The organism is Tianweitania sp., from assembly GCF_032053605.1.
Lineage (GTDB): Bacteria > Pseudomonadota > Alphaproteobacteria > Rhizobiales > Rhizobiaceae > Tianweitania.
This window is the reverse complement of the sequence record NZ_DAMBUH010000003.1, coordinates 98360-111447: the sequence shown is the minus strand read 5'-3', so window position 1 is coordinate 111447 and position 13088 is coordinate 98360. Positions and strand designations below refer to the sequence as shown.

Sequence of the window (13088 nt, the reverse complement as noted above, 5' to 3'; positions counted from 1 at the left end):
GGCGAGGATCGCAGCGTCGAGTGCCGAGCGCGCGTCATCGCTCTCCGCGGCGTCCGACACTTCCAACACGCCGCGCAACGCGAGCAGCTGGGCCGACGTAGCGGGGGCGGCGCCGAACTGGTCTTCGATGCGCTTGGCCAAGCCGGCAAGGTCGCGCAGGAAGGCTTCGTTGACGACCGGCGGGGCTTGCAGGGTCTGGCGCGAGATCGTCAACTGGCCCTGAATGTTGCCGCGGGCGAAACGACGCTGAAGGGCGTGGCGAGCCGGTTGTTCCAGCCGTTCAAAGCCGGGCGCGAGGCGCAGGCGTGCTTCCAGCGTCTTGCCATTGACGGATTTCAGCTCCCAAGCGATCGCCGTGCCATCATGCGTAGCAGAGGCGCGGGCAAAGCCGGTCATGCTTTGCAGGCCGGACGGTGCTTTGCCGGAGCGGTCGTTCGCCGTCATTCGACCGGCAGGGTTTCTTCCGCTTCCGTAGCGGACTGGCCGGCGGTCTGCGCCTGCTGGCGGCGGATGGTGCGCCAGCGCGCGACGTTCTCGTTATGCTCGGCCAGCGTTTCGGCAAAGACATGACCGCCGGTGCCATCGGCAACGAAATACAGTTCCTTGGTACGCGACGGGTTCGCCACCGCTTCCAGCGAAGCGCGGCCCGGAATGGCGATGGGCGTCGGCGGCAGGCCATCGATGCGGTAGGTGTTGTAGGGAGTGGTCTTGTCGATGTCGGAGCGGTAAATCGCGCGATCAGCCGGCTTGCCCGCCCCGCCGAACAGGCCATAGACGATGGTTGGATCGGATTGCAGGCGCATATTCTTGCGCAAGCGATTGATGAAAACGCCGGCGATGCGCGGGCGCTCATCAGAAACCGCCGTTTCCTTCTCCACGATGGAAGCGAGCGTGACGAACTCTTCAACCGTCTTGATCGGCAGATCGGACTGGCGGCGCGCCCAGATCGTTTCGACCAGTTCCTTCTGGCGATCCACCAGCTTGTCGACCAGCGCCTTGCGCTGCATGCCGCGGGTGAAGCGCTCGGTTTCAGCGAGCAGGCCACCTTCGGGCGGCATGTCGGTCGGCATGTCGCCGTTCAACGCATCATTTTCGGCAATGCGGGCGAATGCCTGCTGCACGGTGAGGCCTTCGGGGATAGTGAGCGACGCCAGGACGGACTTGCCGCTCTGCAGCAGTTCCATGATGTCGCGCATGGAAGCGCCGGCCTTGACCTCGTATTCGCCAGCCTTGAGCTGATTGTCCGCGCCGTTGACGCGCAGGCCGATGCGGAAGACGCGGGCGTCGCTGATGACGCCGGCGCGTTCAAGCGTATCGGCGATCGTCGCGCTGCTGGAATTCGGGCGGATCATCACGAGTTCGGTGTGCTGGGCTGGACCCGGGCCCTCGAACATCGACTTGCCGAACCAGGCCACGACCAGTCCACCGACAGCAGCCAGAACCAGGCACGCAACGATGAAGTTCAGGAACACCACGAACTGGCTGCGCGACCCCTTGGACCGGCGCGGAGGCGGCAGGCCGCGCTCGGGACGCAGCGCCTCATTGGCCGATTTCGGCACGATCGGTCGGCTTGGCTGAGACCCGGCGGCAGGCGGCTGATCGTAGGGATCCATGCTCATCGTGTCGCAACGTGCTCCTTGGCAGAATCGGCCCAATCTACCGCCGAATATGGCGGAAATCGCAGCTCATGCTTCTCGGCCTGTGAGGAACGGGGCAGATGCCCCGTATCAGGCGTAACGCTGCATCACGAGGGATGCGTTGGTGCCGCCGAAGCCGAACGAGTTCGACAAGGCCACGTCGATCTGCCGTTCGCGCGGCTTGTGCGGCACGAGATCCACGGCCGTCTCGACGGAAGGATTGTCGAGGTTGAGCGTGGGCGGAGCGATGTTGTCGCGCATGGCGAGAATCGAGAAAATCGCCTCGACCGAGCCAGCCGCGCCTAGAAGGTGGCCGATTGCCGACTTGGTGGACGACATCGAGATCTTCGAGGCGGCATTGCCCACCAGACGCTCGACGGCACCGAGCTCGATCGTGTCGGCCATGGTCGAGGTGCCATGGGCGTTGATGTAGTCGATGTCGGCCGCTGCGAGATTGGCCCGCTTGAGCGCCGCGCTCATGCAGCGGAATGCGCCATCGCCGGTCTCGGACGGAGCGGTAATGTGGTAGGCGTCGCCGGTCAGGCCATAGCCGACGATCTCGGCATAGATCTTGGCGCCGCGCGCCTTGGCGTGTTCCAGCTCTTCCAGAACCACCACGCCGGCGCCCTCGCCCATGACGAAGCCGTCACGGTCGCGGTCATAAGGACGCGACGCCTTTTCAGGCGTGTCATTGAAGCCGGTGGACAATGCGCGCGTTGCCGAGAAGCCGGCAATCGATAGGCGAATAACTGGCGATTCGGCGCCGCCCGCCACCATCACATCGGCATCGCCGAACTGGATGAGCCGCGACGCATCGCCGATGGCATGCGCGCCGGTCGAGCAGGCCGTAACGACCGCGTGGTTCGGGCCCTTCAATCCGTGACGGATCGAGACCTGGCCGGAAACGAGATTGATGATGTTTCCTGGAATAAAGAACGGGCTGACGCGGCGCGGACCCTTTTCATGCAGGATCAGGGCGTTTTCGGCGATACCACCAAGGCCGCCGATGCCCGAACCGATCATCACGCCGGTCGCGCAACGATCCTCTTCATTCTGCGGATGCCAGCCCGCATCGTTCAGCGCTTCGTCAGCAGCCGCGATACCGTAGAGAATGAAATCGGAAATCTTGCGGAGCTCTTTGGGCTCCAGATAGGCTTCGGGATTGAAGGTCCCGTTTGTGCCATCGCCGCGCGGAATAACGCCGGCGATCTTGCAAGCCAGATCGTCGGTCTGGAAATGATCAATTGTCTTGATCGCGCTCTTGGACGCGAGAATGGACTTCCAGCTATGCTCGACACCCGAGCCGAAGGGAGTCACGAGGCCCATGCCTGTGACGACGACGCGCCTCATGACCGTCCTCCTGGAGAAATCGAAACGATGGAGTTTCGACCTTAGTTGAACCGAGCGGCGCTAGGCGCGCCGCTCGTCAAAACGATCAGGCCTGAGCCTTTTCGATGAACTTCACGGCGTCGCCGACCGTGAGGATCGTCTCGGCGGCATCGTCCGGGATCTCGACGCCGAATTCTTCTTCGAACGCCATCACGAGCTCGACGGTGTCGAGCGAGTCAGCGCCCAGGTCGTCGATGAAGCTAGCCTGCTCCGTAACCTTATCGGCTTCGACACCGAGATGCTCGACGACGATCTTCTTAACGCGCTCTGCGGTATCGCTCATGACAGGGCCCTTGGGTTTCCTTCGTTGAGTGCTCTGGTTAGCGGCACGTTTGCCGCTAATCAAGCTGAAAAAACATAGTCTTCACCGGGTTTGCAACAGCTTCCGCAGTGTTTTCACCACGAGAGATGCCATCCACAAACCATTTTACGAGAACGACAACATCAAGCTGTCGTTCCACGCATCAGATCATAGCCATGCCGCCGTTAACATGCAAAGTCTGGCCGGTGACATAGCCGGCTTCGTTGGCGGCGAGGTAAATGACCGCTGCCGCAATCTCGGCGCCCGTGCCCATGCGCTTGGACGGAATAGCTGAGAGAATCGCGTCCTTCTGCTTGTCGTTGAGCTTGCCGGTCATGGCCGATTCGATAAAGCCGGGCGCCACGCAGTTGACCGTGATGTTGCGGGTCGCGACTTCCTGCGCCAGCGACTTGGTGAAGCCAATCATGCCGGCCTTGGACGCGCAGTAGTTGGCCTGGCCGGGATTACCGGTGACGCCGACAACGGACGTGATGTTGATGATGCGGCCGAAGCGGCGGCGCATCATTGGGTGGGTGAGTTCGCGCGTGAGGCGAAACACAGAGGTCAGGTTCACTTCAAGAACGCTGTCCCAGTCCGCATCGGACATGCGCACGAATAGGCCGTCCTTGGTGATGCCGGCATTGTTGACGAGGATGTCGACGCCTTCGAGCTCGGCTTCGGCCTTCTGGCCCAGCGCCTTGACGGCTTCGCGATCGCTCAGATCGGCAGGGAACAGCTTGACGCGCTCGCCGAGTTCGTTGCCGAGGGTTTCAAGCTTTTCCTGGCGCGTGCCATGAAGGCCGACGGTTGCACCCTGCGCATGCAGAGCGCGGGCAATTTCTTCGCCGATACCACCGGTCGCGCCGGTCACCAGAGCCTTGCGGCCGGTCAAGTCGAACATGAACATCTCCTTCGCACGCATAAGCCCTTAACAGGACTGCGTCTTTACTTCAAAGCAGCCAGCGCGGCCTCAACCTCGGCAGCCGTGCCAACATTGGCCGTTGCCAGCGACTTGTCGATGCGGCGAGCCAGGCCCGATAGAACCTTGCCGGAGCCGATCTCATAAAGCGTCGTGACACCGTTGGCGGCAAACCACTCGATCGTTTCCCGCCAGCGCACGCGGCCGGTGACCTGCTCCACGAGACGTGCTGCAATTTCATCGGGGTCGCTCAAAGGCGAAACGACGACGTTGGCGACAACCGGAACCTTCGGCGCATTCTTCTGCACTTTGGCCAGTGCCTCGCGCATCGCATCGGCAGCGGGGGCCATCAAAGAAGAGTGGAAGGGCGCGGAGACCTGCAGCATCAAAGCGCGCTTTGCGCCCTTTTCCGTGCAGATCCGCGCGGCATGTTCCACTGCGGGCTTGGCGCCGGAAATCACCAGCTGGCCACCGCCATTGTCGTTGGCGATCTGGCAGGCCGAACCCTGGCCGGCTTCGGCGCAAGCCGCTTCAACCACATCCTGTTCCAGACCGATAATCGCGGCCATCGCACCCTCGCCCACCGGTACGGCTGCCTGCATGGCATTGCCGCGAATGCGAAGCAGGCGCGCTGTGTCGGCGATCGAGAACGTTCCGGCGGCAGCGAGCGCGGAATACTCGCCAAGCGAATGGCCGGCGACATAAGCAACCTTCGAAGCAAGATCGAACCCCTGCGCTTCCATAGCGCGAATCGCGGAAAGCGAAACGGCCATGAGCGCCGGCTGGGCGTTAGCGGTCAGGGTGAGCTGATCCTCAGGACCATCCCACATCAGCTGCGACAGCTTATCGCCGAGCGCGTCATCGACTTCCTGAAACACGGCGCGCGCTTCCGGAAAGGCGTCGGCGAGATCCTTGCCCATGCCGACGGCTTGACTGCCCTGACCGGGGAATGTGAATGCGATGCTCATCGGGTTGTCCTTTGGGTCACCTCTGGTTGGCGGCGCGTGTGGCGCAAGCGCAACGGCGCTGTCAAGACTTGGGCCCCGGATCACAAAAGGCGAACGACGCGAAAAGATGCAGGTGCTCTTGCCTCTCGCGGCTTGCTTTTACCCTGTCGCCCTGTATAAGCGCGCCATTCTGCCGGTCTCAGCTGGGGGCTGAACGGAGGGCCGTGTTTTGGCGCAAGCCAGGACCTGTCGTGGAGCCGAAGGGTCTCCTGCCTCCCGTGTCTCCTCTCTCGACCGTCTCGACGTTGCGCCTTTCCCTGCCACCTCATGTGGCTCGAAATGTCGCAGAGGCTTTGCCGTTGGGACCGGGAGATCAAACGAAGAAAGGCGAACAATGGCTCTTTACGAACATGTGTTCCTTTCCCGTCAGGACCTGTCCCAGCAGCAGGTCGATGCACTTGTCGAACAGTACAAGGGCGTCGTCGAAGGCTTGGGCGGCTCGTTTGGCCGGATTGAGAACTGGGGACTGAAGTCCCTCACCTACCGGATGAACAAGAACCGGAAGGCCTATTTCACGCTGATCGACATCACCGCGCCTGCCGCGGCGATTGCCGAGCTCGAGCGTCAGCAGGGCCTGTCGGAAGACATCCTTCGCTTCATGACCATCAAGGTCGAGAAGCACGAAGAAGGCGCATCGGCCATGATGCAGAAGCGTGACGACCGCGAGCGCGGCGACCGCTTCGGCGATCGTGGTGACCGCGGCGGCCGTGGCGGCTTCGGCGATCGCGATCGTGGTGATCGCGGCGGTGATCGTGGTCCACGCAGCTTCGGCGGCGACCGTGACGGCGCTCCGCGTCGTCCTCGTGAAGCTCAGGCAGAGGGCGCTGAATAATGGTCGACATCAATCAGATCCCGACGCGCCGGCCGTTCCATCGCCGTCGCAAGACCTGCCCGTTCTCTGGCGCCAACGCACCGCGCATCGACTACAAGGACGTGCGCCTGCTGCAGCGTTACATTTCCGAGCGCGGCAAGATCGTGCCGTCGCGCATCACGGCCGTCAGCCAGAAGAAGCAGCGCGAACTCGCCAAGGCGATCAAGCGCGCCCGCTTCCTGGGCCTTCTGCCCTACGTCGTGAAGTAAGTGTTTTCGGGCGGCATTCGTGCCGCCCGTTTCTCCTTCCGATCGGCGGATGGAGAGTAAGCAAAATCCGAGTTGGGCCTAAGGCCCTAACTGCCGCAAGGCAGGACAGCGTCACCGGTGGTTCAAACCATCCTGTCCTTCTTTCGCGGCTCAACGCCATCTTCGCCGTTTCGGCGACATCGAAGGACCAGATCCATGCAAGTTATTCTTCTCGAGCGCATCGCGCGCCTCGGCCAGATGGGCGACACCGTCAAGGTCAAGGACGGTTTCGGCCGTAACTTCCTGCTGCCTACGGGCAAAGCGCTGCGCGCCAACGAAGCCAACAAGAAGAAGTTCGAAGGCCAGCGCGCGCAGCTCGAAGCCCGCAACCTCGAGCGCAAGTCCGAAGCCCAGCAGATCGCTGACCAGCTTGACGGCAAGACGTTCATCGTCGTGCGCTCGGCCGGCGAAACCGGTCAGCTCTACGGTTCGGTTTCGACCCGCGACATCGGCGACATCCTGACTGCCGAAGGCTTCTCGGTTTCGCGCAACCAGGTCGAACTCAACCACCCGATCAAGATGATCGGGCTGTCGAATGTCGCCATCGCGCTGCATCCGGAAGTCGAAGTCACGGTTACGCTGAACATCGCCCGTTCGAGCGAAGAAGCCGAACGCCAGGCACGCGGCGAAACGCTGACGACCGCTGAAGCGATCTATGGCGACGACATCAACGAGAACGCCCGTCCCGACAACTTCTTCGATCCGAACGAGGACGGAGAAGACGAAGACAACGGCGAAGAAGCTTAAGCCTTCTTATTGTTTGGACCAAAGCCCGGGATCGTTGTCCCGGGCTTTTTTTATGTCTTGTGGCGCAATGTCACAGGGATCATTCTGGCTATTCTTCGAGTTCGAGCACCCGGCAACGGCACTTGGGTTTCAGGAATGAACAGACTTCTGCGCAGTGTTATCGAACGCGTGGTCAAAATCGGTGATCTCGCCATCACCGACCCTTCCGGCATCATTCACCACTTCGGCGACAGAACCGGCGATCCGGTTCATGTCTGGATCAAGACCAAGCAGGCCGAGCGTGCCATCGCGCTTGATCCCACCCTGCATGTTGGCGAAGCCTTCATGAACGAGGAAGTGGACTTTTTGCGCGGCGACATGCTGGCGCTGCTCAAGCTGGTTTACAACAATTCCGCCTGGAGCAACTCGCAGTCCGGCCGGTCGCTCGATGCGTTCCGCAACCTGTTCAAGCGCTTCCAGCAACTGAATACCGAGAAGCGCTCGCGCGAAAACGTCCATCGCCATTACGACCTGTCGGGCGAGCTCTACAAACTCTTCCTCGACGAGGACATGCAGTATTCCTGCGCCTATTTCGAGCGTCCTGACATGACGCTGGAAGAAGCGCAGGCGGCGAAGAAGCGGCATATCGCAGCCAAGCTCGACCTGAAGCCGGGGCAGACCGTGCTCGACATCGGGTCGGGCTGGGGCGGGATGGGGCTTTATCTTGCGCGCGACTTCGGCGTGGATGTGCTAGGCGTCACGCTGTCGACCGAACAGCATGCTGTTTCAACCGAGCGCGTGCAGAGCGAAGGCCTGGAGAACCACGTGCATTTCGAGCTGCGCGATTATCGCAGCCTGTCGGAGCGTTTCGACCGGATCGTCTCGGTCGGCATGTTCGAGCATGTTGGCGTGAATCATTTCAAGACCTTCTTCGATACCGCTGCCACGCTGCTGAAGCCCGATGGCGTGATGGTGCTGCATTCGATCGGCCGCAACGCGCCGCCGCTCGCCACCAACGCCTTCATCCGCAAATACATCTTCCCCGGCGGCTACGTTCCCTCGCTGTCGGAAGTGCTGCCGCATATCGAGCGGGCCGGCCTGATGGTGACCGACATCGAGATCCTGCGCCATCATTACGCCGACACGCTGAAGGTCTGGCGCGAGCGCTTCCTCCTCAACCGCGAACGGGCAAAGGCGATCTATGACGAACGCTTCTGCCGCATGTGGGAGTTCTACCTGTCAGGCTCGGAGGCCGCCTTCCGTTGGCAGGACATGATGGTGTTCCAGATCCAGATTACCAAGCGCAACGACGTGCTGCCCATAACGCGCGACTACATCTATGAACGCGACCATGCGGCGCCCTTGCCGCTCCTGCCGGAAAGCATCAGCCCGCGAAGGCAGCGGATGCGCAAGCGGGCCGATCAGGAGTAGACGCGGCAGCTTAGCTGCACTTTGACGTTTTCAGAGATCGCCACTATAGTCTGGAGGTGGGAGGCAGGTTGCTGCCTACCTCCCGTTGTGCTTAGAGAAGTATACGGACCCGGAGTACGACATGCCAGCCGCTCCGGGTCCTCTTCATCTCAAAGCTGACGTTTAGTGGTATAAGCCACATCATCGTCACCTCCATTCGAAGGCAAGGCTGTTGCCGCAGCCGAGGAAGCCCATCTTCCCCGGTGCGCCGGCTGGCTGGCGCTGCTGCTTCTGCCTTCGAATACGAAACGCGCGGTTCCACACCACGCCAAACCAATTCCTGTTTTGTTCTTGTTCTCGACTCAGTTATGGCTGACGGCAGGAAACGGTCAATGTCTTTCTGACCGGCTGTTCACATGCTGTGGATCATGGGTGGAAGCGCAAGGTCATGCGTATCTGGCTGACGCGTTCTGATACCTAGACCGACATAAGCAGGGGCACGAGGCAAATGGCGGAAGCGCTTAGGAAAGTACCGGTCAATGACGCGGCGCCGCTTTATCGCGAAGCACCGCACAATATCGAAGCCGAGCAGGCGCTGCTTGGCGCGATCCTGATCAACAACGATGCCTTTTACCGGGTTTCCGATTTCCTCAAGGCCGCGCATTTTGGCGAGCCTCTGCATCGCAAGATCTGGGAAATCTGTGCGGAAATGATCCGCATGGGCAAGATGGCGACGCCGGTCACTATTAAGACCTTCTTGCCGGGTGACGCCAAGGTCGGCGACATGACCGTGTCACTTTACCTCGCCAAGCTTGCGGCTGAAGCGGTGACCGTCATCAATGCCGCCGATTACGGCCGCGCGATCTACGATCTCGCCACCCGCCGCGCGCTGATCACCATCGGCGAAGACATGGTGAACATCGCCTATGACGCGCCGGTCGACATGGCGCCGCAGGAGCAGATCGAGGACGCCGAGCGGCGTTTGTTCGAGCTGGCGGAAACCGGCCGTTATGACGGCGGCTTCGAGTCCTTCTCCGATGCGATGAAGACGGCCGTGGACATGGCCAGCGCCGCTTATCAGCGCGATGGCGGTTTGTCCGGCATCGCCTGCGGCATTCGCGATCTCGACAACCGCATGGGTGGCTTGCAGCGCTCCGACTTGATCGTGGTTGCCGGACGTCCGGGCATGGGCAAGACCTCGCTGGCCACCAACATCGCCTTCAACATCGCTTCCGTTTATGAGGCCGCGCAGCAGGCCGATGGCACGCTCGAAGCCAAGAACGGCGGCGTGGTCGCCTTCTTCTCGCTGGAAATGTCCGCTGAGCAGCTGGCGACGCGTATCATCTCCGAGCAGACGGAAGTCCCGTCTTCGAAGATCCGCCGTGGCGATCTCACGGAATCGGACTTCGACAAGCTCGTCGCTTATTCGCAGATGAACCAGAAGCTGCCGCTTTATATCGACTCGACCGGCGGTATCTCGATCGCTCAGCTGGCCGCGCGTGCCCGGCGCTTGAAGCGCCAGCGCGGGCTGGACATGATGGTAATCGACTACATCCAGCTCATGCAGGGTTCGGGCAAATCCTCGTCGAACCGCGTGCAGGAAATCACCGAAATTACCACCGGCCTGAAGGCACTGGCCAAGGAGCTGAATGTGCCAATCATGGCGCTGTCGCAGCTGTCGCGTCAGGTTGAAAGCCGCGACGACAAGCGTCCGCAGCTGTCGGATCTGCGTGAATCGGGTTCGATCGAGCAGGACGCCGACGTGGTGATCTTCGTTTATCGCGAGGAATATTACCTCAAGAACAAGGAGCCCAAACCCGGCACCGACGACTACATCAAGTGGGAAGGCGAGATGAATGACGCCCGCGGCAAGGCCGAAATCATCATCGGCAAGCAGCGCCATGGTCCCACGGGCACGGTCCAGGTCGCGTTCCAGGGCGAGTTCACGCGGTTCTCTGATCTGGCCGAGGAAAGCCATCTGCCGGAGCGGTACGAATAGTGACAAGCACAAAGCGGGACTTGGGCAACGGCGTCGATCCCCGGATCGCGGGCGGCGAGCTGATCATCGATCTCGACGCCCTCAAGGCCAATTACCGCGCCTTGGCGCAGGCATCCCACCCCGCCAGGACTGCGGGTGTCGTGAAGGCCAATGCCTATGGTCTCGGCAGCGACGTGGTGGTTCAGGCCTTGTTGTCGGAAGGCTGCCGCGACTTCTTCGTGGCGATGCCGGAAGAAGGCTTGATCGTACGGCAATACGCTGATGACGCCCGGATTTTTGTTCTGGCTGGGCTCGTCAGCAAAGACGTCGCTCGGCTTTACGCTGCATCGGATCTGACCCCCGTCCTCAACTCGCTTGAGGACGTTGCTATCTGGTCGGCCTTTTGCGCGACGGTCGGCGAACTGCGTCCCTGTGCGCTGCACGTCGATACGGGCATGACACGGTTGGGTCTGACCGTTCCAGAAGCGCTCGCCTTGGCTGAAGACGAAAGCCGTCGCGGCGCGTTGAACATCGTGCTCGTGATGAGCCATCTGGCTTGTGCGGACGAGCCGGAGCATCCGCTGAACCAGCGCCAGCTCGAGTCCTTTCAACGGGTTCGCGACGCTTTTCCTCATGTTGAATCAAGTCTGGCCAGCTCGGCCGGCATCTTTTTGGGCGACGACTTCCATCAATCTCTGACGCGTCCAGGCATCGCGCTTTACATTGGTCTGCCGGACGTCGCTTCGCAGAAGCCGGTGGTGACTTTGAAGGCGCGCGTCGTGCAGGTACGGGCGGCATCCGCGGGTGAAGGCGTGAGCTACGGATCGGCCGTGCTCGTTCGCGACAGCATTTTGGCCGTCACGTCGGTTGGCTATGCAGACGGCTATCTGCGGGCGGGCTCCGGTGCCGGCATACCCTTGCGCGGTGTGGAAGCGGCTGGCGGCGGCGGCTTTCTGCATGGGCGGCATGTGCCGGTGGTCGGCCGTGTCACGATGGATCTCACGATCTTCGATGTGACGGATGTTGGTGGCGACCGCGTGCAGGTCGGCGATCAGATCGAACTGATCGGAGAAAACATTCCAATCGAGCGCGTTGCCAAGGCGGACGGCACAATCCCCTACGAGATCCTGACCTCCCTAGGCTCGCGCTACCATCGCCGCATCATTGGAGCCGCGTGATGGCAAAAGCGCGCTCGCAATTCGTTTGCCAGAACTGCGGCACGGTTCATTCCCGCTGGGCCGGCAAGTGCGACGGCTGCGGTGAATGGAACACGCTGGTCGAAGAAGGCACTGCCGGCGGCATCGGCAGCGGCCCGTCTTCCATGCGCTCGGCGCGCAAGGGTCGCGCCGTCACGCTGACCTCCCTCGACGGCGAGATCGAGGATGCGCCGCGCATCATTTCCGGCATCGGCGAGCTGGATCGTGCGACCGGCGGCGGCTTCGTGCGTGGCTCTGCGCTCCTTGTCGGCGGCGATCCCGGTATCGGCAAGTCGACCCTGCTGACCCAGGCCGCAGCCGCATTGGCCTCCAAGGGGCACCGCATCGTTTACGTTTCGTGCGCAGATCCGATTGCGCGCCCAGCGCCTCGGCGTCGCATCCACGCCAGTGGAACTGGCCGCCGAGACCAATGTCGAGGACATCCTGGCGACGATCGCGGATGGCAAGCGGCCCGACCTCGTGATCCTCGATTCGATCCAGACGCTGTGGACCGACACGGCCGACTCTGCGCCGGGCACGGTCACGCAGGTGCGCTCCTCTGCGCAGGCGATGATCCGCTACGCGAAATCCACCGGTGCCGCGATCGTGCTTGTCGGCCACGTCACCAAGGAAGGGCAAATCGCCGGCCCCCGCGTGGTCGAGCACATGGTGGATGGCGTGCTGTATTTCGAAGGCGAAGGCGGCCACCACTACCGCATTCTGCGCACGGTGAAGAACCGTTTTGGGCCCACCGACGAGATCGGCGTGTTCGAAATGTCGGACAAGGGTTTGCGCGAGGTCGCCAATCCTTCCGAGCTTTTCCTGGGCGAGCGCAGCATCAAGTCGCCCGGTGCGGCCGTGTTCGCCGGTATGGAAGGCACGCGGCCGGTGCTGGTGGAGATCCAGGCACTGGTGGCACCCTCGCCGCTCGGCACGCCGCGCCGCGCCGTTGTCGGCTGGGACTCATCGCGGCTATCCATGGTTCTGGCGGTGCTCGAAACCCATTGCGGCGTGCGCTTTGCGCAGCATGACGTGTATCTCAACGTCGCCGGCGGCTACCGCATCACCGAGCCCGCGGCCGATTTGGCCGTCGCTGCCGCCCTCGTCTCATCCCTGACCGGCCTTGCTCTGCCTGCCGATTGCGTTTATTTCGGCGAAATCAGCCTTTCGGGTGCAGTCAGGCCCGTGGCGCATGCGTCGCAGCGGATGAAAGAAGCAGAAAAGCTCGGTTTTCGACAAGCAGCGATGCCGGTCGTGGGTGACGATGCCGTTGGCGCGTTTTCCGCCCGATCTTTTCAGCCTTCCGTTCTGGCCGATCTCGTCGCACGCATCGCGGCAACGAAGCGCGGAAGCACTGACGGCGACTAACAGCCCGCGTTGGGCGAATACTGTTTCGACGGCGACTT

At 61.9% G+C, this 13088-nt stretch carries 12 protein-coding genes and 1 pseudogene; 7 read left to right on the top strand and 6 right to left on the bottom strand.

Annotated elements, in window-relative coordinates; genetic code table 11:
• The 6 genes from RTX98_RS01835 to fabD form a co-directional block, all read right to left on the bottom strand.
• The coding region (locus RTX98_RS01835; protein ID WP_312794165.1) for a YicC/YloC family endoribonuclease at positions 1-444 on the bottom strand (444 nt) is incomplete at its 3' end.
• Positions 441-1619: an endolytic transglycosylase MltG gene (gene mltG / locus RTX98_RS01830; RefSeq protein WP_416223047.1), complete on the bottom strand. Its 1179-nt coding sequence runs from the start codon at positions 1617-1619 to the stop codon at positions 441-443. The genes mltG and RTX98_RS01835, both read right to left, overlap by 4 nt.
• A gap of 108 nt (positions 1620-1727) precedes the next feature.
• A complete protein-coding gene (gene fabF / locus RTX98_RS01825; RefSeq protein ID WP_312794163.1) occupies positions 1728-2987 on the bottom strand; it encodes a beta-ketoacyl-ACP synthase II in 1260 nt (419 codons plus the stop codon).
• A gap of 85 nt (positions 2988-3072) precedes the next feature.
• On the bottom strand, positions 3073-3309 hold the full coding sequence (locus RTX98_RS01820; RefSeq protein WP_189501441.1) for an acyl carrier protein: 237 nt from the start codon (positions 3307-3309) through the stop codon (positions 3073-3075).
• Positions 3310-3490: 181 nt separating this feature from the next.
• Positions 3491-4228 carry a 3-oxoacyl-[acyl-carrier-protein] reductase gene (gene fabG, locus RTX98_RS01815; RefSeq protein ID WP_312794161.1) on the bottom strand — a complete coding sequence of 246 codons (738 nt, stop codon included), beginning with the start codon at positions 4226-4228 and terminating at the stop codon, positions 3491-3493.
• Between the two features lie 44 nt (positions 4229-4272).
• Positions 4273-5214, bottom strand: coding sequence for an ACP S-malonyltransferase (gene fabD, locus RTX98_RS01810; protein WP_312794159.1), 942 nt, complete (start codon positions 5212-5214; stop codon positions 4273-4275).
• A 373-nt stretch (positions 5215-5587) separates the two neighbouring features.
• Here fabD and rpsF point away from each other — a divergent pair, with 373 nt between their 5' ends.
• The 7 genes and pseudogenes from rpsF to radA all read left to right on the top strand — a co-directional run bounded on the left by rpsF (position 5588) and on the right by radA (position 13050).
• Complete coding sequence (gene rpsF, locus RTX98_RS01805; protein WP_189501438.1) at positions 5588-6085, top strand: 30S ribosomal protein S6; 498 nt, start codon at positions 5588-5590, stop codon at positions 6083-6085.
• Positions 6085-6333: a 30S ribosomal protein S18 gene (gene rpsR, locus RTX98_RS01800; RefSeq protein WP_173190471.1), complete on the top strand. Its 249-nt coding sequence runs from the start codon at positions 6085-6087 to the stop codon at positions 6331-6333. The genes rpsF and rpsR overlap by 1 nt, the downstream gene beginning before the upstream one ends.
• Before the next feature lie 195 nt (positions 6334-6528).
• On the top strand, positions 6529-7119 hold the full coding sequence (gene rplI / locus RTX98_RS01795; RefSeq protein WP_312794152.1) for a 50S ribosomal protein L9: 591 nt from the start codon (positions 6529-6531) through the stop codon (positions 7117-7119).
• A 135-nt stretch (positions 7120-7254) separates the two neighbouring features.
• The gene (locus tag RTX98_RS01790; protein ID WP_312794151.1) at positions 7255-8529 is read left to right on the top strand and encodes a cyclopropane-fatty-acyl-phospholipid synthase family protein; all 1275 of its coding nucleotides are present in this window, start codon (positions 7255-7257) and stop codon (positions 8527-8529) included.
• 487 nt (positions 8530-9016) lie between these two features.
• Positions 9017-10507, top strand: a complete 1491-nt coding sequence (locus RTX98_RS01785; protein ID WP_312794150.1) for a replicative DNA helicase — start codon at positions 9017-9019, stop codon at positions 10505-10507.
• A complete protein-coding gene (gene alr / locus RTX98_RS01780; RefSeq protein WP_312794149.1) occupies positions 10507-11664 on the top strand; it encodes an alanine racemase in 1158 nt (385 codons plus the stop codon). The genes RTX98_RS01785 and alr overlap by 1 nt, the downstream gene beginning before the upstream one ends.
• A pseudogene (gene radA, locus RTX98_RS01775) lies at positions 11664-13050 on the top strand (DNA repair protein RadA). The gene alr and the pseudogene radA overlap by 1 nt, the downstream one beginning before the upstream one ends.
• The last annotated feature ends 38 nt before the right edge of the window (positions 13051-13088 follow it).

Coding starts and splice junctions, on each gene's coding strand:
- RTX98_RS01785 (WP_312794150.1), top strand. CDS start 9,017: ATGGCGGAAGCGCTTAGGAAAGTACCGGTCAATGACGCGGCGCCGCTT.
- rpsR (WP_173190471.1), top strand. CDS start 6,085: ATGGTCGACATCAATCAGATCCCGACGCGCCGGCCGTTCCATCGCCGT.
- fabD (WP_312794159.1), bottom strand. CDS start 5,214: ATGAGCATCGCATTCACATTCCCCGGTCAGGGCAGTCAAGCCGTCGGC.
- rpsF (WP_189501438.1), top strand. CDS start 5,588: ATGGCTCTTTACGAACATGTGTTCCTTTCCCGTCAGGACCTGTCCCAG.
- rplI (WP_312794152.1), top strand. CDS start 6,529: ATGCAAGTTATTCTTCTCGAGCGCATCGCGCGCCTCGGCCAGATGGGC.
- fabF (WP_312794163.1), bottom strand. CDS start 2,987: ATGAGGCGCGTCGTCGTCACAGGCATGGGCCTCGTGACTCCCTTCGGC.
- fabG (WP_312794161.1), bottom strand. CDS start 4,228: ATGTTCGACTTGACCGGCCGCAAGGCTCTGGTGACCGGCGCGACCGGT.
- RTX98_RS01820 (WP_189501441.1), bottom strand. CDS start 3,309: ATGAGCGATACCGCAGAGCGCGTTAAGAAGATCGTCGTCGAGCATCTC.
- RTX98_RS01790 (WP_312794151.1), top strand. CDS start 7,255: ATGAACAGACTTCTGCGCAGTGTTATCGAACGCGTGGTCAAAATCGGT.
- mltG (WP_416223047.1), bottom strand. CDS start 1,619: ATGAGCATGGATCCCTACGATCAGCCGCCTGCCGCCGGGTCTCAGCCA.